This is a genomic window from Pedobacter sp. SG908, from assembly GCF_011759615.1.
In the GTDB taxonomy this organism is placed as follows: Bacteria; Bacteroidota; Bacteroidia; order Sphingobacteriales; family Sphingobacteriaceae; genus Pedobacter; species Pedobacter riviphilus.
The window spans coordinates 2,761,265-2,784,233 of sequence record NZ_JAAOYY010000001.1 but is presented as its reverse complement, the minus strand read 5'-3'; the positions used below and the strand labels follow the sequence as shown (position 1 = coordinate 2,784,233).

Sequence of the window (22,969 nt, the reverse complement as noted above, 5' to 3'; positions counted from 1 at the left end):
CACATCCGGTTATGTAAAGGTTACTTACAATCCGATTTAGACAACATTATAATTTAACCAAAACTCCATAAAGATATGAATTTATTTTTTAGGATCAGGCAGGTATTGCGCCGTGATTCTTACCAAATCTTATTAACAATGAGACTCGTAGTGCTTTTTTTTACGCTTACCCTGATGCAGGTTAGCGCTAGCAGCTTCAGTCAGAATCTAACGCTTAAACAGAACAATTCTGACATCATTTCCATCTTAAAGCAAATAGAAAAACAGAGTGGTTACCACTTGCTTTTCAGACGTGCCGATATAGACGATAAATATAAAATAAACCTTAATGTAACCGACATGCCCATTGAGCAGGTAATGGGCACAGTTTTGAAAAATACCAACCTTGATTTCAAAATCATCAAAAAAACCATTATCCTTAAAAAGAATGCCTATTCGCCATTTACAACCATCTCCGTTAAGGATATGGAGATTTCTGGTACGGTGAGCGATGAAAAAGGAGTCACGCTTCCGGGGGTAGTGGTTAATGTAAAGGGTACCAAACAATCAACGGTAACCGATATTAATGGTAAATTTAAGATTTCGCTGCCTGCCGGATCAACCACCCTTGTATTTTCTTTTGTTGGAATGGAGCCCCAGGAAATTAGTCCTGGCAGCAAAAGTATACTGAATGTGATACTTAAGGCACAAACCACAGCACTTTCTGATGTGGTGGTAATTGGTTACGGCACGCAAAAACGTACAGATCTTAATGGAGCTGTTTCATCTGTAAAAGCGGCCGATATTGCCAATGTACCTCAAACCAGTATCGACCAGATGCTGCAGGGCAGGGCTTCAGGACTTACGATTTCGCAAAACTCTGGCGCACCCGGTAGCAATACATCTGTGCGTGTACGTGGTGTAACTTCTTTAAGCGGTAGTAATGAGCCTTTATATGTGATAGATGGGGTGCCAATTTCAGGCGATGCGGGCAATCAGAGTACCAGTGGAAGATCTCCTTTACAGGCCTCATCTTCCAATGCCAATTCGCAGACTACTGTAAGTCCGTTATCATTGATCAATCCAAATGACATTGAGTCGATCGATGTACTAAAAGATGCATCTGCAACAGCAATATACGGAAACCGGGCTTCAAACGGGGTAATTATCATCACTACCAAAAGAGGGAGGAGCGGTAATTCTTCTATAAATTATGATGGTTATTACGGTTTTCAGCGTGTGGCAAAGTATATGGATGTGATGAATCTTCGCCAGTACGCCGTACTCCAAAACTCATTGGGCGATATTTACGGCACCGGAAGAAGGGGCGAATTTGCAGATCCTTCTGTGTTGGGGGAGGGTACCAACTGGCAAAAAGAAATATTTAAAACTGCGCCACAGCAGAGCCATCAGGTAGCTGTTTCTGGAGGTAAAGAGGGATTAAACTACTACATTTCTGGTGGATATTTAGGTCAGGACGGTACCGTTATCGGTTCCGATTTTCGCCGCTATAGCCTTAGGGTAAATGCTGATGCCCAAGTGAAAGAATGGTTTAAACTTGGAATTACCTTAACCGGAAGCCGATCTGCAGAAAATGTAGTGACCAGTGATAATAACGGGATTATTTATAATGCTTTACTACAGGCACCTGATTTAGCCGTAACCAACCTTGATGGTTCGTATACAGGTCCTCCTGTTTCAGATCCGCTTGCTGCCGCAGCTGCGTTAAATCCGGTAGCCCAGGCCCAGCAGATCAAAAATAGATTGAACAGGAGTAACATTAACACCAATATTTATAACGAAATTAAGTTCATCAAATCGTTATCACTAAGATCGGAACTTGGAGGTGATTTTAATTTCTCTGATAATAATGTGTTTACGCCCAGCTATTCATGGGGCCGTTTTACCAATCCTACTGCTTCTTTAAAGGAAAGGTATCAGCAAAGTACATTTTTGATCTGGAAAGAATATCTTAATTATAACCAGACTTTTGGTCAAAAGCATAACCTGAGTGCCATTTTAGGTTACGAGGTTCAACAATCGAACTGGAGGGGGATTGAAGGAACACGTCAGGGATTTTATAGTAACGACGTACAGTCATTAAATTTAGGACAGGCCATAACGGCTACCAACGATGAATACATTGGCACACAACGCCAGGAATCAATCTATGCCCGTGCCATTTATACCTACAACTCCAGATATAGCCTTACTTCTACCATCAGGAGAGATAAAACTTCTAAGTTCGCCGAAGGTGCTCAGACAGGTTATTTCCCGTCATTTGCGGCTTCATGGAAATTGTCTGAAGAATCATTTATGAAGGGGATCAATAAGGTTGTGAGCGGGCTTAAGATCCGTTTGGGTTATGGAGAAGTGGGCAACCAGGATGTTCCCAATTATTTATACAGCTCTTTGTTAAGATCTTCACAAACAGGTTTAGGTACTGGTTTTCTTGCCGGGCGGATTGATAATAAATCATTAAAATGGCAAACCTCTATCCAGTACAATGGTGGGGTTGACATGAGCTTTCTAAACGGTAAGATTAACGCGAGCATAGATGTTTACAAGAAAACATCAAAAGATTTCTTATTTCAGCTTACCCTTCCTGCCTATTTGGTTGGTGGTCCAGATTATTTGGGCGGTATTAACCCTCCTTACGTAAATCTTGGAAAGATTGATAACGTAGGTTTTGATTTGAACATTAACTCGCACAATATTGATAAGGCCGATTTTAAGTGGAATACCAGTGTGGTACTATCTCATTATAATAATGAAGTTAAAGCGCTTGGTAATGGCCTTACCGAACTTTTCGGAACAATAACCAACGCTTACCTGCAAACCCCGGTTACCCGTACAGTAGTAGGCAGATCGGTAGGTGAATTTTATGGTTATAAAGTAAAGGGGATATTTAAAACACAAGAGCAGCTTCAATCAGCTCCGGTTCAATTTGGTCGTGGTATTGCCAACAACAGCAACAGTACCTGGCTGGGCGATGTGCAATATGAAGATGTTAATGGTGATGGGGTAATTAATGAGAAAGACCGTACGGCGATCGGAAATCCAAATCCTAAATTCACGTATGGCATTACCAATACTTTTAGTTATAAAGCTTTTGATTTTACCTTGTTTCTGAACGGATCTTATGGTTCCAAAATCATGAACCTGTTAAACAATACCATGGGTAACCTGGCAGCTGTGTATCAAAATCAATATGCGGCATATAGTAATTTTTGGTCGCCGCAGAATCCTGATTCCAATATTCCTGCACCTAAAATCGGTATTGATAATCCCAATCTGTTCGTGTCTGACCGTTATGTAGAAAGCGGATCTTTTTTACGCATACAGAATGTTAGTCTGGGTTACAAGGTACCTGCTTCGTGGATCAGGAAATTTAAATTCTCTAATTTAAAAGTGTACTCAAGTGTACAAAACCTGTACACCTTTACAAAATACAAGGGCTACGATCCGGAAATCGGAGCGATGAACCAGAGTGCCATTTTAAATAATATCGACCTGGGTAGATATCCAATTGCCAGGACCATCACTTTTGGAATAAATGCACAATTTTAGTGACCTACAATTATTGAACAAAATGAAATCATATTTAATATACAGCTTTATTTTTATAGCCATTGTTAGCGCTGGTTGTAAAAAAGACTTTTTTAATATTCCTCCACAGGATGCACTCAGTGCCGATAATTTTTACCAGAACACCGAGCAGGTTCAGGCCAGTACCATTGCCCTGTACAACTCTCCGTGGTTCGATTGGAATGCCAAAGCTTCATGGTGTATTTCAGAATTGCTAAGCGGTAATGCGCACACTTATTCTCCGGATGTGATCAATTTTGGGAATTTTTCTGTAACAGGAGATAATACCCAATTGGCATCAGCCTGGAATTCGCTATACAGTGTAATTGCTCAATCTAATGCGCTAATTAATAACCTAAAAGCAAAAGTGCCAGCGAGCGTGCCGGCGCCGGTAGTTAATAATGCAATTGGCGAAGCCAGATTTATGCGGGCAATGGCCTATTTTTATTTGGTAAGAACATGGGGAAACGTGCCGATTATCGAAAATAGCCTGGATTATGTGAGCAATTATCAGATTAATACCAATCCGGTTACTGATGTTTACAAATTCATAATCAACGACCTCAAATTTGCGGAAGATAATTGTGATAAAATGATCAGAACGGGCTCTGTTTCTCAGGGTAAAGTATCCAGCGGATCTGCGTCTGCATTATTGTCTAAGGTTTATTTGTACATGCGCGATTATTCGAACGCCAGGTTAAAAGCAGAACAGGTAATCAACAGTGGCGAATTTAAATTGTATGGAATAGATATTTCGGGTAAAACTTATGCTGACTTGTTTAAAACGGCCAATAATAATAACGAAGAGAGTGTTGCAGCCATTCAATGGTTGGGTGGATCTTCCTATGGCCATGGTAATGCACTGCAATCTTTTCTTGCATTCAACTCCGAAATTACGGGTACTGGCGACGGTTATGGAAGCGTTACACCCTCTATCGATTTGCTTACCGCTTTTGAGCCCGGCGATTTAAGGAGAAAGCCAACGGTGATGATGCAGGGCGATGTTTATCCTGAAATTAACCAGGCTAAAGGTGGTTACACTTTACCTGCCGGGGCGGTGGCTCAGGGGATGCCGGCTTTTATTAAAAAATATGTAGTAGGCACACCGGCAGATAATGGGGGTAAAGGTGCCGCATTTTCGACAGCAAACAATACGTATTTAATGCGTTACGCCGATGTATTGTTAATCGAAGCAGAGGCAGTTCTTGCTGGTGCAGACCGTACTTCTGATGATGCTGCGCTTATCCCTTTTAACAAAATCAGAAAAAGGGCAGGCCTCATCCCTAAAACCTCTATCACTATCGCAGATATTTACCAGGAACGCCGTATGGAATTTGTATTTGAGGCTGATTACTGGTTTGATCTGGGCCGGTTAGATGGTTTTAATGTTACCTCGCATCCTAAAGCAATTGCCATTATTTCCAACCAGGAAAGAGGAATTTACAGCAACACTACACCCGTAGTAGTCTGGGGACAAAAGTATACCCCAACAGATGCCAATTTCCGTTTACCTTATCCTACAACAGAAACCATTCTAAGTCCTAAATTACTATTGCCTCCGGTGCCTTACAATTTTAAATAAACTAATATGAAAACGTTATATAAAAATACTATAGCCCTTTATCTGATAGGCGTGTTTTGCATGCTCATCTTTGCTACCTCCTGCAAAAAAGACAAAGAAGGGCAGGGTGCGCCAAGCATTACCAGGGTCCGTACCTTGGTAAGGCCGGGAGATACTCAACTTACTCCGCTTGATTCAACAGTTACTTCGGGCGATGTTGGTGTTACTTATGTGATAGAAGGGGTAAATTTAAAATCGACCAACAAAGTAGAATTCAACGGGGCATCAGCCTATCTTAATACTGCGCTTTTTAGTGATAACAGCATTGTGGTAATGATCCCGACAACCGCCACATGGATCAATCAAACAGGAAAATTAACACTCACCAATTCGTTCGGTACTACCAGCTTTAATTTTAGTATTAAACAACCTGCACCGGTAATTACTGATCTGAGTCAGTTTACTGGTAACCCTGGCGATGTAATTACCATTACCGGCTTACGTTTTGATCAGGTATCGAGCGTTAAGTTCGGTACCACAGCAGCGCAGGTAATCTCTTCAACCAGTACAGAATTGAAGGTAACTGTTCCAACTGGTGCGCTGGGAGCAGTAAGTGTTACTACTCCGGGTGGTACAGGTACTGGCCCATATGTATCTTATGATGGCGTTGTGGTTCCGATATTGCTGCCGTTTGGATTCAGGCATTTATTTTATGATGATCAAATAACAGCTGGTTACGATTTCAACTTCGGAGGTGCTAACGCCGATGTGAATAACATTGAGATGGTAAAGCGCGGCACGCATGCGATCAAACTTACCTATACTGGAAGCTATGCAGGATATGCCGTTGGCAGTAACAGCCCTATTGATTTGACCGACAAAACCTACGTTAAGTTTTCTATTTATGGCACAACCGGTACTGAAGGTAAAGTTGTAAAGGTTGCATTAGGTGATTTTGACAACCGTAACGTAAGTGTGGTACTGCATGCGGGCAAGTGGACCAATTATGTGGTTCCGATAGATCGTTTCCAGAATGCCAGCCAGCCGGGTAAACCTACAAGTGTAAACTGGATCGGGTTTCAGGAGCTGAGTGGAAACGCACCAGAAACCATTTATCTGGATGATATTGGAGTGTATTAATTGAAGAAATATTTAAGTTTAAAGAGGTTGTATCATAAATAAGTTGCTCTGAATTTTTCTAAGTCCGGAAAATCTTAACGTAGATATAATACCTAGTAAATATCGTCATTGCGAGGCACGAAGCAATCTTTTTTGCCAGTAACCATTGCCATAAAGATTGCTTCGTCGGCTGAAAAAGCCTTCTCGCAATGACGATTTTATTAAGGAAATCCATAACATAAATATGCTCCAACCTCTTCCATATTTATAATTTTAAAATAATTGATTAATGAAATTGATACAATATATGCTTGCCGGTATCATGATGTTGGCAGCCAGTACCCATGTCTTGGCACAAAAAAACCTGGTTGTTAATGGTGGCTTCGAAAGTGAATTAGACGGATGGGTCGATTATTCGGCCAAGGCAACACCTTACATGTATAATTCTGGGAAAATGAGCGGTGCTATATTTTCTTCAGATTCTTCTAAATGGATTGGTATGCACCAGATTGTATCTTTGCCTAAAAATACCCAGTATATACTCATGAGTGCCAAAATTAAAGTAGATGCGGTGAGTACCGGAAAAAACTCCTGGAACGGTGCGTTATTCCTTTTCGAGACCCTTAACAAACAGGAAATTAAAACAGGCGAGGGAATAAACATTGCCTCAGTTACAGGAGATGCCGATTGGAAGCTGTATGAAAAGGCATATATTATTCCGCCAGGTATTACGAAAATAAAGTTGTTATTTGCACTGGGTTATGTCACTGGCACCATGTTCGTAGATGATGTAAGCCTTAAAGTAATTACTCAATCTGAGTTCGAAAAATATTTGTAGTATGATGAATTGCATATTGTACAGGTCGGTTTTAATATGGTTATCGCTGGTTGCCACTGCGGCCGCTGCCCAGGAAATAAAGGTTCCTGATATTGTTCTGAACCAGTCGGGATATTATCCAAAGCTGGAAAAAAGTGCAGTCGTGCTCCGGGCAGCTTCAGAAAATAAATTCGAGTTATTATCCATGCCAGACCGAAAATCTGTGTACACAGGTGTATTATCTGAGCCAAAAACTACCGGCTACTCGAAAATTAATACGAGAATTGCCGATTTTAGCAGCTTTAACCAACCTGGCCAATATATCATCCGTATTGCCGGAGGTTCTGAATCTCCTGTTTTTAAAATTGCTGATGGTGTGCATCACGATCTTGCAGTTGCCGCATTAAAAGCATTTTATTACCAGCGCGCCTCGGCTGCACTGGATGCAAACTACGCAGGAAAATGGTACCGTGCTGCCGGGCATCCAGATACTTCAGTTTATATTCATCCATCGGCCGCCTCTAAAAACCGAAAGGCTGATAGTAAGATTAATGTTGCGGGCGGATGGTACGATGCAGGAGATTACAATAAATATGTGGTGAATAGCGGTATCTCAACCTCAACCTTACTTTCTGCTTATGAAGATTTTTCTGAATATTTTTTAGGTTTGGAAGCGCATATTCCCCATGCGAAAAATAAAGTTCCCGATGTGTTAACAGAGGCCATTTACAATTTGCGATGGATGCTTAAAATGCAGGACCCTGCTGATGGGGGAGTTTATAATAAGTGTACCAACCTTAATTTCGACGGGATGATCATGCCAGATCAAGCAACATCAAAACGTTATGTGGTGGCAAAAGGTACTGCAGCAACGCTTAATTTAGCCGCTGTTGCCGCACAGGCTTATCGGATTTTTAAGCAATTCCCTGAACAATATCCTGGGCTGGCAGATAGCTGCCTGTTAGCTGCTAAAAAGGCCTGGAGCTGGTCGGTAAAAAATCCAAGCATCGCTTACGATCAGGATGCGCTCAACAAAATGTCAGACCTAAAGGTAACAACGGGTGGTTATGGTGATGGGAATTTCGAAGATGAATGGACCTGGGCCTCGGCAGAACTATTGGCCTCAACCGGGCAACAAGAATATTATGATGCTTTTTTTGCGCGTTTAAATGCTCCGGTAAGCTTACCTAGCTGGAATAATGTAGGTACATTGGGATATTATACATTGATCAGGTGCGAGGGGCAGCTTCCTGAACAGTACAAAAGTGTAACCAGTATTTTGAAGAAGAAGATACTCGGCCTTGCCGATCGTTACTTAGCTGCTTTTGAAACAGGTCCCTATCATACCGTAATCGGCGCCTCGCTTTACGACTTTGCATGGGGAAGTAATTCTTTAGCTATGAATCAGAGCATATTACTCATTAATACTTATTTATTTTCCAAAAAGGATGCTTATCTCGATGCTGCCCTTAGTAATCTGGATTACATCCTGGGTAAAAATGCAACCGGTTATTCTTTTGTAACGGGGGTAGGTTACAAATCACCTATGCACCCGCACCACCGCTTGTCATTCGCAGATGGTGTTGCTGAACCTATTCCGGGTCTGCTGGTTGGAGGGCCAAATCGAGGAAAACAAGATGGACTGAAGTATAATGACGAACCCGAATTGTCGTACCTGGATGATGTTAACTCTTATGCAAGTAACGAAATTGCCATTAATTGGAATGCGCCATTGGTATATGTGGCAAATGCAGTGGAGTGTATTCAAAAGGCAAGAAAAAAATGAACAAAATAGAGGGTTGTTGTTCTATTCGGCACCTGTTTTTTGATTTTCCTGTCACTTGGGATTGAGAGGGTTCTTCGGTAGAAACCCATGCTTTATCCTTTTGGCGATATGCCTATAGACATGGCACAATACATTTTTTAGCTCTATTCCAATACAGAATGGAGGACTTGTAGATGTATTGTAGACACTTTAATGTAATGTAGTAGACGTTTTGTATAACGTTAAGATTAGTTGCCCTTGACCCTGATGTTTAATTTTGTTTCTGATCATATCCAGACAAAAATCTGGATTCATCTATCCGATTAAAAACATATGCAACAACAAAACATCGCAGATCTTGAACATTTACAATCAATTTATAACAGTGGCAATTATGCAGAATGCCTTGAAGCGGTAAATCTTTTCCTGCTTTTTAATCCTGACAGCCGGGATGGACTTTTACTAAAAGGCAAATGTGCATTTGAGCTATCGTATAATAGTGAAGATGCAGGTAATATGCTAGAGGTGGCCATTAGTAGCTTTGAAGAGTTGCTCAAGTTAGCACCAGGTCATGAAGAAGCGATGCTGTTTATAGCTTATATTAACATTTGCATAAGGGGTACTAATTTATCTGAATCTATAGCCTACTGTAACCAATTGGCCATATCAAATCTTCTTGATACCAGGATAAAAGCCATCCAGTACCGGCAGGAAGCCTATTACCAAAGTGGAGACATCGACCATGCGTTAGCAGATTTAGATCTTTTAATAAATATCAGTAAAGAAAACATTTCGGAAGATCGCGGTCGTGCCGATTATGAAATAGGTGTATTGTACACTAAAAAGGCAGCATTGTATTTAGAACATAAGAACGACCCTTCCAACGCACTTAGGGCATACCAGGAAGGATTGCCTTTCCGGCATAAAGATGTGCGCGTGTATTGTCTGTTTGCTCACCTGGCACTTGATAATCAGGATTATGAGTTAGGTGGAAAAGTAGCCCAGATTGCATTATTTATGGGTGATGCCGATGAGGAGTTAATTAAATTATATTTTAGATTGGATGAATTGACCAGGGAAGGCATCATCAGCCAATCCATTATATACGCCATGTTTATTGCACTTAAGATTTATAAAGAACGTGTAAATGGTGGTACCGTTGAGTTATTGAGTTTAGCACAACGTTATATAAAAACCTATCCCAACTGGTCTGTGCCTTATCACTATGCAGGTGCCGCGTTATATGAGGTTAAAAGTTATCATGAAGCGCTACCATACTTGCAAAAAAGTATAGAATTAGGAGGACTTGCCCTTGGCCTGCAACGCTTCATTGAAATTTCGTACCGGATAAACAGTGAATTGCCCTCAATTAAAGAATGGCCGGAAGACGCTGCCGTTATGTATTACAATGCCGGGGTAAGCTTCTTTTATGAGTCGGAGGCAGAGATCAGAACTAAAAGCAATGCCCGGGAACTTTTACAGATCAGGGCTGGTTTTTACAAAATCTCTTACGATGCTTTCTGTAACTATTTCTATAATGGTAAGGGAGATAGCGGCGACAATGAGCCGCATATTTTTGCGATGTGCTGTAATAATTACGGGATAGCTTTAAGCGAGCTGGGAGATTATGAAAATGCTATCGAAATACATAAGCGCGGATATGCATTATCTCCTTTTTGGGAGCAACTGTATAGCTTAAGCGTTGCATTGCTGGCAACTCAACGGTATCAGGAAGCAGTTGATGTGCTGGAGCAGGCAATGGCTTATGGCAGCGATTATTTAAGCTTTGAAGATTATATTGATTTAAAGGGTAAATACCTCACGGCTATTTATGGCCTCGGCCTGAAAGAGGAGGCGAAGGCGCATTTAACTGAAGTGGAGGAGGAATATAACAACTTTATTAAAACCTATGGAAATGGGTTAACAGAACGGGGACTGTTTACATTAAGCGAAAAATATATTGTTGTCCAAAATGTACGCCATGACCTTTTAAGTGAAGGCAGCCTGGAAGATGCCACCCGGCGTTGGAAAGATGAGCTGGATAAAAACCCGGATGATAACTCTTCCTGGTATATGCTGATGCAAAACTACTATCAGTTAAAGGATTATCATCAATGCATAGCGTGTGCCAATAATTATCAGTCGATAAAAGGTGAGGCCATCACGGTGGATTCTGTTCAGAAGGTATATTTTATGCGGGGCATGTCATACCTCTTTCTGGAAGATTATAATCGTGCTAAAGAAAATTTAAATATACTGCTTGGTACCTGTCAGCCGCCCGTCAATGAAAGTGATGAAAGTATCGCCTGCAACACCAATTTGAGTTTGGCACAGTGCAGTTATGCGTTGAAGGAATGGGATGAATCTATCGATTATTCGCTGGCTGCGATAGCCTGTTATGATAGAAATGGATGGCGATGTGATGACACATGGATAAAAGCTGCATTACAATATGCGGATGGCTGTAAAGCTGCCGGAGAAGTTGATGCCGCAATTGAAACCGTAAATAATATTTTGAAAATAGCGCCGCAAAACGAAGAAGCATTAAAACGAAAACGCGAATGGAAAAGGGGGGGACTGTTCTCTTTTCTAAAAAGAGGATGAATACGGAGAAAAATATCAGCAATTAACCGACAACGCCCAAGGCGGTGATGAGGCAGATGGTATTGAATATTAATAGCTGTAGAAATGTTCCTTAGTTTAAGGGTTAAATAAATTTAGTTGTAATTTTTTTCAAAATGTCTTTTTTGACAAAACGGATATAAACCCTACAGTGTATAGAAGTACCTGAATGTTATCATCCATTATTCTACACTTTTAGTTATTATTTTGCCCACTCGCTTATTAACAAAGAAGTCAGGCTTTAAGGACCTGACTTCTTTGTTAATTATTTGGCTTTCGCCATATCAATCATCATGCTCAGCTCATCAACAGCGGCTTCGTTGCTACCGTCAAAACCTGTTAATTTAAACCTTACGTTTCCCGCCGCATCAATTACAAATTTGGCTGGGATACCGTTTACCTTGTAACTGCTTACCACTTTGTTTACCTTGGTTTGGGCATCTTTAAGATCCATCAGCACTTCAAATGAATATTTCTTACCCTTAATGTAATCGGCTGCATCTTTCACTGGATCGGCTACTTTTTCCCAGGTATGGATAAAAAGGAATTTCACATTTTCATCGTCTTTATATTTATTTACTGCCATTTGCATTGCGGGGAATGAAGCCTTGCACGGACCGCACCAGGTTGCCCAAAAATCGAGGATTACAATTTTGCCTTTATAATCAGCCAGAGAAACCTGTTTGCCGTTCAAATCAGTCAATGAAAAAGGCGCAGCCGGCTCTTTTACAATGTCTTTGGTTAATTGCTTGCTCAAGTTTTCCAAATAAGCCTTTCTAATGGAGGCTGCATAAGCATCAAAGCCACTTTCATTACCTTTTAACTTTACGTAGAGTTTTTTAAAATCGGCAACTATTTCCGGGGTCGCTTTACCGGCCTTAACCACTTCTTCCAGCTTATCGTAAGCTTCCTGGTTTCTATTCAAGCCCATTAAAATTTGCGCATAGCGGTAGTTTAAATTAGGACTTAGGCTAGTCGATTTTTTATAGGCAATCTCCGAATACTTCAAAGCCTCGGCATATTTTTTCCTTTCGAATAAAATGTTGGCATAAGTACTGGTTAGGCCCGCATAGGCCGAAGCTGAAAATTTGGCCCAGTTCTCATTGCCTTTTTTGCCATCCACATAAGAAAAAGAATTATCCATTGCTTTTTTGGCATAAATTTCGGCATTGGCTAAATCGCCGTTTTTATAAAAAGCACCGGTGACGCCCGAATAAGCATTACCTTTCCAGAAATCAACTTCAAGCATATTGGCATATTCATTAGCTTTGGCGACATTTTTTTCGGCTGCAAATTTACCGGCAATCACGGCTCTTACATAATCGTAAGCCAGGCGGTCGTCTACCTTGATATTCTCGTACATTGCTGGCGGAAACTTTTTTATCCAGGCTTTGTAAGCGGCTTCGGCTTCGGCAGCGGTTTTAAGGAGGTAAAAATCTTTAGAAGCTTCATTTCTGGCTCGTGTACCCAAAGGAAAACGGGTGGCGATATTGCTGTAGATGGCATCGGATTTTTTAGTATCGCCAATGCGGTAATAATAATTGGCAGCTGTTAATACTTCTTTTTCGGTTTTAGCTTCTGATAAATTAGCCAATCTGGCCCTTAACACAGTTTTATCAGCCGAATCTTTAGAGGCTACCAGTTTATCCAGGTATTGAACCAGGGTGTCGGCTGGTTTGGTGGTTTGTGCCTCTGTTGCATTAATAGCAACTAGCAATAACAGTATTGAGCAGGCAGTTTTTAATAATTTCATAAGCTTTTATATTTATTTTTTGAAATCATTAGTCTGCCTGAATTTAATTTCAGGCAGACTAATTTTAAATCTCTTAGTTATAGCCAGGGTTTTGGGTGAGTTTATTGTTCAGTAAAATCTGGTCCATGCCAATAGGCAACAGTTGCGCAGTTGTTTTCCAGGTTGGTTTTAAGGCGCCTAAAATTGCATCAGCAGTTCCGGTACGTTTTAAATCGAACCAGCGATTGGCATACTCCCCAAAAAGCTCCAGTTTGCGTTCTTTGGCAATAGCCGTTAACAATGCACTTTGTGTAACAGCAGTGGTATTACCCAGCCCTGCACGTGTGCGGATTACGTTAATATCGTCCTGTGCACCACCAATATTCGATTGTTGTGCCCTGGCCTCTGCTCTAATGAGGTATTGTTCGCCTAAACGCAACAACACGGTATATTCATTACCCAAAGTTGCTGCTGTGGCCGATTGTACCTTGTACTTATTAATCCGGTAGTATTTAACGGCATTAAAAGTAGTCGAATCAACCCAGGAGGTCTTACGGTTATCGTTCAGCTCGAAATCTTTGGTGAAATTGTTGTACAACACATAAGCCGGTGGCGCTACATTAGCTGCCGAACTGGTTGTGCGGTAAGTGCTAAAGGCCGATACACCAAACAAGGTAGATAACTGCAAAATGGTTTCACTGCTGGTATTAATGAAGGCATTTGATAAAGTAGCCATGCTGTAAGTACCTGAGCCAATTACTTTGGTTGCTTCGGCCTCGGCGTTGGCATAATCTTTATTATACAAGTAAGCCTTAGCCAATAATGCAGTTGCTGCCCATTTGTTTGTCCTGACCTTTAATGCGGCACTACCTACATAAGTAGCGGGCAACAGATTTTGTGCATCCTTTAAATCGCTGAAGATCTGTGCATAAACCTCTGCAACTGTAGCCCTTGGTTTAAAAGCATTATCGAGTTCGTTTATTTCTGAAGTGATGGGTACACCTCCATAAAAGTTTACCAGGTTAAAGTACATTAAGGCCCTGAAAAATTTAGCTTCACCACTTAACTGGTTTTTCACCGGTGTGGTCATTCCGGTAGAATGACCAATACCATCCAGAATCAGGTTGCAATAGCGGATAGTTTGATAAGAATAGCCCCAGATATAACCTGTAGGATTGGTATTGGTTGGTGCTACCACATTTTGCGAGAACTGGATTAAATCGGCATTTGAGGTGGTATTCTGCAATTCATCAGCTAATAAACCGCCAAACAAGGTACTGAATTTTAAGTGATCTGTTGTTGAATAATAAGAATAAAGTGATAAGGTAGCACTGGTCGCCGAATTATCGGTATTAAAGGCATCTTCCTTTGCGATAAGATTATTGGCTAAATCGGCTTCAACAAATTTTTTACATGACGACATTGCCATTAAAACCAAGCCCAATGCCATTATTTTTTTGAAAAATATATAGTTAATTTTCATGATTTCCTTGATTAAAATGAACAGTTTAAACCGAATACAATGGTACGCACCTGCGGGAAGGCAATATATTGGCCTGTGCCCAAACCCGGGCCAGTGCCCGGCAAGGTAGTTTCAGGGTCGTAAGTGTATTTCTGTTTGGCCCAGGTATAAAGATTTTGCCCCTGTACGTACACGCTGAGGTTGGATAGTTTTAATTTACTGGCCATTGCTTTGGGGAAAGTATAGTTCAGGCTTACTGTTTTCAGTTTCAGGTAAGAAGCGTCGCCCCAGTTTACATCCGACGAAGTTAAGTTTCCATAAGATGGATCGTTAACGGTAGAAGCAGCCGGGAAAAGCGCTGTATCGCCCGCCGCTCCCCAGCGGTCTAACAGGGCAGTGCTCATGTTGGTGTAGTTAATACCAGCAGGGCTTGAGCTTAAGGTCGAATTTAATATGCCGTAACGATGATTGTACTGGAACATAAAATCGAGTGCAAAACCTTTATAGCTTAGGCTATTGTTCATGCCGGCAAAGTAAGGATGGCCATAATAGCCCACATACCTATCGCCAGCAAAACTAATGCTGCCATCGCCATTTAAATCCTGGTAAGTCGGTAAACCTGTTGCCGGGTTAACGCCTGTATATTTATAAAACTTCCTGATATCAGTTGGTTGTCCGATAATATAAGAACTGGCATAAAAAGTATTTTCGAGATTATCAAAAGCCAGTAATTTATTGCGGCTGATGGTTAAATTCAGGTTGGTATTCCATTTAAAACCGCCGGCTATTACATTAATGGTATTCAACTCAAATTCAAAACCTTTGGTTTGTACCGTAGCATTTAAATTGGCTGTATAACCGGTTGAACCTGTTTGAGAGGGGATAGTAATAAAGTTTAGCAGGTTAGAAACACGGTTGCGGTAATAATCAGCTTTTAGCAAAATCCGGTCGTTTAAGAAACCCAATTCTACTGCTATATCCAGCTTCTTATTGGTCTCCCATTTTAAATCAGGGTTTTGAATACTCGAAGGAACATAAGTACTTACCCCATCGTAAACATTGCTAGAACCAGTAGAGGTATAAAGTGACAGGTAGCCGTAATTCGGGATCTGATCGTTACCGGTAATACCATAACTGGCCCTTAATTTACCAAAGCTTAAAAAGCTAAGGTTCTTCATAAAATCTTCCTGGGTAAAAATCCATGATGCCCCTACAGCACCAAAATTCCCAAATTTGTTGTTACCCCCAAAACGTGATGAACCGTCGCGTCTGAAGGTTCCATCAACAATGTACTTGCCCTGCCAGTTGTAATTTAAGCGGCCAAAAATTGCAGTGTAACTGTATATCGCATCGGCACTGTAAGAGGTAACCACCGAAGAAGCACTTGACAATGAGTTGATCAGCTTTTCATTGTTAAATCCAGTACCGGTTAAAAAGATCCCTGTTGCTTTAGTCTGCTGAAAAGTGGTACCGATTAAAGCTTCGAGGTTACCTTCTCCAATTTTGGTGGTGTACACCGCCTGGGGCTCAATAATGTAATTGTTGTTATCATTATCAGTATACCTTAGCGAACTTACCTGCGCAGTAGCCGGATTTTGCGAACTGGCCGGGTTAATTTGCTGTTGTTTTAAACGGGTTGAGGTGTAACCCAAATTGGCTTTAACCACCAAACCATCGATAATGCGGTACGAAAGGTTTGCATTACTGAACAAATTAGTGGTTTGTGCATTGGTTGTTTTAGGGCTGTAAGAAAGGGGACTGGTAGATGTCCAGTTTACACTACCGTTGGCATTGTACAAGGGATAGTTAGGCGCCAGATTGTAAATGGTACTCAAATCGGTAGAGGGCAACAGGTTTTTCATATAAGTATAGTTTACCGAACCATCTATATTAAAGCGGCCATCGCTACTTTTGTGACCAGCGTTTAACCTGCTTGAAAAAGTGGTGGCGCCAAAATCACCTCCAAAAACAGTGCTTTGCTTACGATAGGTTGAAGAAAACAGGAAGGAATTTTGTGCATTGCCTCCAGAAACTGATCCGGTAGCATTAGTGGTATGCCCGGTATGGCCAATAAAGTATTTTTGCCAGTCGGTATAGGCATTCTGGTCCCACACCGTTAAATCTAAGGCATTGGCAGTGGTTGGGGTAACGCCCGAACGTGCAAAGGCAGCCCTACGGGTAGCCAGGTATTCTTGCGTATTCATCATCGGGATATAATTGGCCACATTGCTTACACCCGAATTGACATTGAAATTAAAAGCCGTTTTACCTTTACTTCCTTTTTTGGTAGTAATTAATACCACGCCATTTGATCCGCGCGAACCGTAAATGGCAGTTGCATCCGCATCTTTCAAGATATCGATACGTTCAATATCTTCAGGTGCAATGATACTGAACGGACTCACACCGCCGTTTGCAGCGCTTACTCCGTTAGCATTCAGATTATCGGTAGCTGGCTGGGCACCATTAAATAAGGTAAAAGGAACACCATCAATAATGTACAATGGAATATAACCTGCCCCAGATACGCCAGTAAATGCGCCACGGATATTCATCCGGGCAGCAGCACCTGGCAAACCGTTATCCTGCGTAATCTGCACACCGGCAATGCGGCCTTGCAGCGCCAGTAATGGGTTTTCTACTGTTTGTTTACCTATTTCTTCGGCAGTGATCGAACTCACTGCACCTGTATTATTGCGTTTGGTGGTACTACCATAACCAACTACCTGCACCTGATCTAAAGATGAAGCCGAAGGGCTTAATTTAATATCGAGCAAACTGGCTACACCACTCTGCAATAAACCGCGTGTTATTTTCAGTTCTTTGGTTTCGTAGCCAATGTAAGAAATAACCAGCACATCATTTTCTTCCAGATCGAGGACGAATGCTCCAGTGGATCCGCTTAAGGCATACTTTTTACTGCCCTTAACGGTAATGGTTGCACCCACAAGTGGTACATTGTTTTCGTCAACAATCCGGCCGTTAAAGCGCGATGAAGTAAAAACTGAAGCTATTTTCTCAATAAATGAGCGCTCTTGCTTCTTAATCAGTACTGTATTTTGCTCAATGTTGTAGGTTAACTGCTGATCTTTTAAAAGGTATTCGATTACCTCTTTGAGTGGCGTATTTTTAAAGTTTACGTTCACCTTTGCCGCATCGTTCAGCGTACTGGTGGCGTACAATACCCTGTAGTTGGTTTGCTTTTCTATTTCTTTAAAAACCCGGTCTACGGTTATGTTTTTAGCCGCATAGGTGAGTTTTTGCGAGAAACTACTGGCACTAACATGCATGAGTAAAGTCGTCATGATGATGATGGTGAGTTTCATAATTAACAGGATTTTTTTAGGAAGGCATGCCGAATGCCTTCCTTGATAAAAAGGATAAATATTCATACTTTCGTTTGTTTGGGTTAATGCGTAAATGGACCTTAGAATTCGTTTTTAAAAGGTTAACTCAGATCATAGCCATGGTCGTGCTTCCAACACTTCCATGGTTTTTTCTTCTAAACCTATTGTGTTATTTAACGCTGTTCCTGTAGTGGTTTCTTCATTTTTTTCTGGTTTTAGTTGATATTGATTTATTTAAACAGCGTGGTTAAGGCTGTTGGCAATATTATTTTACGGTTATTACCTTACCGTTGATATAAAATTTAATATTTCCTGTTTCTTCGAGCATTTTAAGCACTTCAGAAATATTATCAAAACGCGATACCGAGCCCGAAAAAGAAGGCATTTGCTCAGAATGAACATTCATCACAAACTGAACACTGTACCACCGCGATAGTTTCTGCATGATACTGGGTAAAGGTTCGTTTTTAAACCTGAACTCGCCATTTTTCCAATCGATGGCAAATGTCGGGTCTACTGCATTTACCTCAATGGTATTGCCATACAGTACCGATTGCTCACCTGGGGCAATTATCTTTTCACCTCTTGTTCCTTTTACTTTTACCGAGCCTTCTAAAAGTGTTGTTTTGGTGCCTAAACTGTTCTCATAGCTGTTAATGTTGAAATGCGTACCTAAAACTTCTACCTCCTGTTTTTTGCTCTTAACAATAAAAGGGTGGTTTTTATCTTTGCTCACTTCAAAATAGGCTTCTCCATCCAGTTCTACCCGCCTGTTTTTTTCGCTAAAATGACTCGGAAAGGTGAATTTCGTTTCTGCATTTAACCATACCAGGGTGCCATCGGGCAGTTTTACCTGATACTGGCCACCTGACGGGGTCGTTACGGTATTATTTCTTCCTTCCTCTTTTGCTCCTCCATTATCAATAACAGAAAAAATCAGTAAGCCGTCCGCAGCCTTTTTGACGTTTAGTCCTTTTGTAATGGCCAGTTCTCCGGTTTTACTATCTGATAAATCGATCTTGCGACCATCGGCAAGCGTTAAAATGGCGCGGTTACCACCAGGTGCCACATCGTTGGCATAGCGCTCTGACCGGTCTTCAGTCCTGTTCTTGATCGCAAACAAGCTACCCATTAAGCATAAAGCCAGCACTGCTGCCGAAGCGGCGATGATCCACAGGCGCCGGGTAATGGTTTTAGGTCTTACCACCTGGTTTTGCCTGTTGTCTTCCCCTTTTAACCTTTGTGCATCAATGCGTGCTTTCAACTTTTCGCCAAAAGCCGCTTTTTGCGCTTCATCGGCATTCCAAATATTTTCCAGTAACTGCTGCTCCACAAAAGAATCAACCAGATACACTTCTTTTGCAGAAGCTGTTCCATCTAAATAATGCTGTATTAATTGTTTTGCCTGTTCGGTTTTCATAGGTTTTTGAAGCGCATTGAGTGTGACTTACAAATAGATATTCCGAAAAAGCGGTTTTGGTGGTAGATTTATTTAAAAAAAAATAAAAAAAAGTTTTTTATCACTTTAAAAGGTGTAAAAATAGGGCCATCATGGTAGCCGAGAGCTTGCCATTTAGAGAATCGGCTATTATTTTGATCGCATTGCTCACCTGTTTTTTAACTGTCCCTTCAGCAATATTGAGTTTTTTGGCTATTTCGCGGTACGACAATTGTTCATCGCGGCTCAAAAGATAAACTTCGCGCATTTTTTTAGGCAATTTGGCAATCCCCAGATCAATATTTTCCTGTAATTCTTTTAACGAGATGCTTTCTTCAATATTCAGGCTATTATCAACCGCTTGTTCGTTTATTTTATCTAAAAAATCACTGTTGTGGATATTTCTTTCGATATACCGTAAGCATAAATTACGGGTGCTACGAATAAGATAAGCCCCTAAAGTACTTTTAACCACTAAGGTAGTCCTTCTGTTCCAGATCGATACAAAGATTTCCTGCACTATATCAGCAGCTTCCTCCTCCGATTTGGTTAACCTCACCGCATAAGATGCCATCTTTTCCCAATAACGGTTGTAAATTTCGGTAAATGCCTGCTCATCTTCCTGGTTTATCAGCAAGATCAGTTCGATATCTGGTACATGGTTTAGGGATGGCATAGTTTATAAAACGAATATAGAAGAAAATATAGAATAATCTGCTGTAAAGGTGCAATAACGTCATTCACCTAAATTGTCCCACCTTTAAAAGCTGCACCTGAAGAAATTGGTTAAGTGTAACCATAACTGCACGGTCTTCACGAATCCGGTGACTTACGATGCCCATTTTTCCGGAGGTCCGGGTATCAGGGGCAGAATTTTCCGTCCAATTTTTTTGCCCGTTAATCCACTCCGCAAAGGTGGCTAAAACAACGTCTTAAATTCGCCCACAACATGTTGTAGAGGAGCAAAAGTGACAGGCAAATTTTTTTAGGTTAGCTTTGGAAACATTTCTCACTTTTCCTATGTTCTTAAAAAAGACTTTGGATACCCTCCAACACAATTACTGGATCGAAACTAAAGTATTTAATTGCTGAAGTCTTTCGTGAATAATCAAGCTTTTTTACCGTATAAAAGTAATCGTTTAAAAGGATAAATAGCAGGAAGTTTCGGGAAATGTTTTGCGATCCTTTCTTGATAGGTACGGATAAAAAACTCTTTTTGTTCCCCTTCAAGGCGCTCCAGATATGGGATTAACGAAGAGCCGGAAATAAAATTATATAGCGTTTGGTAATCGCTGGCAATAATGGGGTAGACTTTTTGAACGACCTGGATATCTTCCAACCCCTGGTCAAAAAATATTTGCGCGTATTCATCCATGCTCAATACTGGGGAAGCCCGCTTCCAGCCTTTCAGAAAATCTTCAAAAGGAGATTCCTGTATAAGTTCGAAAAGTATTTTGTTAAGTAAATTTTCCTTCTGTACCGGCATCTGTACAGCAAATTGCCCTCCGGTATGGAGCTTTTGGATCAGTCCTGGAAAAAGTTGCTGGTGATCATCAGACCATTGCAGGGCAGCATTACTGAAGATTAGGTCCCATTTTTCAGTACTTCTGTTTACCTCCTCCGTAGACGACTGGCGGAAATGCAGCCGATCGCTTTCCAGCGCGTTGGACTGTCTCAGCATTTCGGCAGAAGTATCAACGCCCACAAAAAAGGCCTGTTCAAATTTTTCAGTCAGGATGGCTGTCTGCTCACCCGTACCACAGCCCAGATCAATTGCTTTCATTTTTTCAGCAGGCTGGATAAAATCCGCTAAATCGAAAAATGGCTGATAACGGATGTCTTTGAACTTGTTGTAAATTTCTGGATTCCAGGGCATATTTTCCTTTTTTTTGTGATACTTTACAAATGGTGAATAACTACTTAATTTAAATAATGATTTTTTAGGCTAAAAGTTGAATAAATTGGGCAGCAATGTCAGTCTTCGCGAATCGTTAATGCTACTGTCTTCTACTAACAACTAACATAGGTTTACAGTTTTGAGATAAATTTGGCTGTTATCTTCCGCGCCTGTGCATCTGCTGTATCTTTTGTTCGAAAAGGATGCCGCGTCTGTCCCTGACAGGGTAGTACGTATACAAGATGGGGATATTAATTAATTTCATTTTGGCCTAAGCTTCCTCTATTTCGAAACTATTTTCGCGCTGCAAACCTTAGGGGCTGCACTTTTTATCTAAACTAGCGCTAGATCGTGTTCTCAGTGGCGGTGAACTTAGGTTTAATCTCGCTGCTTGCCAAATGGATAAAGAGGGGTTGCAAAACATCCCTTGTTCGAAAGGATAATGTTTAACTGTGTTGTGCATTCTCGGGCTTATCGTTCTTAGATTTCCTACACTAGAGGTTGATCAAATTCTTTAAATAGACAAGAGCAGGATGATAAAATAATGTGGGGTTATTCCAATTATCATTGAGTCAGAAAAAAGGGAGAACAGAGAAGACTTAGAATCTGTAATAAAACAATATACATTCGAAGCGGCTGAGCATAAAGTGTATATTATGAATTCACTAGGCGCGACAAGACATTTCAAATAACGGAGACCAACCTAAATAAGCCTGAACAAAATATTATTCCTATAATTGACCAATAATTCTGAAATAGGAGCCATATGATAACAGATAATATTTCGACACATTCTTTAAAAGATATCACCGATCAGGTGATAAGTGTCAATAAGTTTATCGGCGGCATACCGAGTACGGTATCCTATTTAAAACCTGCACACCGTCGGGACGATCATTATCTTTTCATTTTTCAAAAGAGGGGAAAAAGTAAAATTGTTGTTGATTTCAGGGATGTGGAATTAAGTGGAAGTTCGGTTTTATCAATATTGCCCGGCCAGGTGCACTATGGTGTATCTGTTTGTGATGATACAGAAGCCTGGCTAATTACCATCGATATTAATTTTATAAGCGATGACTATCGGGCAATCTTTGATCACCATTATTTCCAGTGTAAACCTTTAATCTTACCCGATTTAGAATGCGTATCATTAGATAAGTGCCTTCAGTTAATGGCCGATATTAATGAAAATCATGATGCCCTAAGTTTTATGCCGCAAGTAATGCATTCGTTGATAGGGGCCTGCGTGGGTATTTTTGCCTCTGCCTATCAACAGATAGAAAAGGAAGAAGACGCGACATTGCGAACGCAAATTTTAACCCGGGAATTTAAACGGTTGCTTTTGAAACATTTTAAAACGTATAAAAGTACCTCTGATTTCGCATCAGAACTGAATATCAGTGCAGCCTACCTAAATGAAGCGGTTAAGCTAACCACCGGCTATACCGTCGGGTTCTGGATACAGCAGGCCGTAATGATGGAAGCAAAGCGCTTGCTTTATGCTACCGATAATACGGTAAAACAAATAGCCTATATGCTGGGCTTCACCGATCATGCATACTTTACCCGCTATTTTTCCAGTGCACATGGGCAGTCTCCCTCTAGTTTTAGAGCTAACTACCGTAAATAATCCAATAGCTAC

Annotated in this window: 13 protein-coding genes; 7 read left to right on the top strand and 6 right to left on the bottom strand. The window is 40.9% G+C overall.

Annotated features, from left to right (window positions below; all coding sequences use genetic code 11):
• Window positions 1-75 precede the first annotated feature (75 nt).
• The 6 genes from FHT21_RS11315 (at window position 76) to FHT21_RS11290 (ending at window position 11,433) form a co-directional block, all read left to right on the top strand.
• Window positions 76-3,549: a TonB-dependent receptor gene (locus tag FHT21_RS11315; protein WP_208398908.1), complete on the top strand. Its 3,474-nt coding sequence runs from the start codon at window positions 76-78 to the stop codon at window positions 3,547-3,549.
• A gap of 22 nt (window positions 3,550-3,571) precedes the next feature.
• The gene (locus FHT21_RS11310; protein ID WP_167294771.1) at window positions 3,572-5,149 is read left to right on the top strand and encodes a RagB/SusD family nutrient uptake outer membrane protein; all 1,578 of its coding nucleotides are present in this window, start codon (window positions 3,572-3,574) and stop codon (window positions 5,147-5,149) included.
• A gap of 6 nt (window positions 5,150-5,155) precedes the next feature.
• Window positions 5,156-6,268, top strand: coding sequence for an IPT/TIG domain-containing protein (locus FHT21_RS11305; protein ID WP_167294770.1), 1,113 nt, complete (start codon window positions 5,156-5,158; stop codon window positions 6,266-6,268).
• Window positions 6,269-6,536: 268 nt separating this feature from the next.
• On the top strand, window positions 6,537-7,085 hold the full coding sequence (locus FHT21_RS11300) for a hypothetical protein (protein ID WP_167294769.1): 549 nt from the start codon (window positions 6,537-6,539) through the stop codon (window positions 7,083-7,085).
• 1 nt (window position 7,086) lies between these two features.
• Entirely contained in the window at window positions 7,087-8,850 is a 1,764-nt protein-coding gene (locus FHT21_RS11295) for a glycoside hydrolase family 9 protein (protein ID WP_208398907.1), read from the top strand.
• 312 nt (window positions 8,851-9,162) lie between these two features.
• On the top strand, window positions 9,163-11,433 hold the full coding sequence (locus FHT21_RS11290) for a tetratricopeptide repeat protein (protein ID WP_167294768.1): 2,271 nt from the start codon (window positions 9,163-9,165) through the stop codon (window positions 11,431-11,433).
• Window positions 11,434-11,716: 283 nt separating this feature from the next.
• Here FHT21_RS11290 and FHT21_RS11285 read toward each other — a convergent pair whose 3' ends face one another.
• The 6 genes from FHT21_RS11285 to FHT21_RS11260 all read right to left on the bottom strand — a co-directional run bounded on the left by FHT21_RS11285 (window position 11,717) and on the right by FHT21_RS11260 (window position 21,306).
• Window positions 11,717-13,204: a redoxin domain-containing protein gene (locus FHT21_RS11285; RefSeq protein ID WP_167294767.1), complete on the bottom strand. Its 1,488-nt coding sequence runs from the start codon at window positions 13,202-13,204 to the stop codon at window positions 11,717-11,719.
• A gap of 73 nt (window positions 13,205-13,277) precedes the next feature.
• Window positions 13,278-14,666 (bottom strand): RagB/SusD family nutrient uptake outer membrane protein, encoded by a 1,389-nt coding sequence (locus FHT21_RS11280; protein ID WP_167294766.1) that lies wholly within the window; start codon window positions 14,664-14,666, stop codon window positions 13,278-13,280.
• 11 nt (window positions 14,667-14,677) lie between these two features.
• A complete protein-coding gene (locus FHT21_RS11275) occupies window positions 14,678-17,971 on the bottom strand; it encodes a SusC/RagA family TonB-linked outer membrane protein (protein WP_167294765.1) in 3,294 nt (1,097 codons plus the stop codon).
• A gap of 286 nt (window positions 17,972-18,257) precedes the next feature.
• On the bottom strand, window positions 18,258-19,412 hold the full coding sequence (locus FHT21_RS11270; protein WP_167294764.1) for a FecR family protein: 1,155 nt from the start codon (window positions 19,410-19,412) through the stop codon (window positions 18,258-18,260).
• 100 nt (window positions 19,413-19,512) lie between these two features.
• Window positions 19,513-20,106 (bottom strand): RNA polymerase sigma-70 factor, encoded by a 594-nt coding sequence (locus FHT21_RS11265; protein ID WP_167294763.1) that lies wholly within the window; start codon window positions 20,104-20,106, stop codon window positions 19,513-19,515.
• A 432-nt stretch (window positions 20,107-20,538) separates the two neighbouring features.
• Entirely contained in the window at window positions 20,539-21,306 is a 768-nt protein-coding gene (locus FHT21_RS11260; protein ID WP_167294762.1) for a methyltransferase domain-containing protein, read from the bottom strand.
• Between the two features lie 787 nt (window positions 21,307-22,093).
• On the opposite strand from FHT21_RS11260, the gene FHT21_RS11255 reads away from it, so the two are divergent.
• Complete coding sequence (locus FHT21_RS11255) at window positions 22,094-22,957, top strand: AraC family transcriptional regulator (RefSeq protein WP_167294761.1); 864 nt, start codon at window positions 22,094-22,096, stop codon at window positions 22,955-22,957.
• Window positions 22,958-22,969 lie beyond the last annotated feature (12 nt).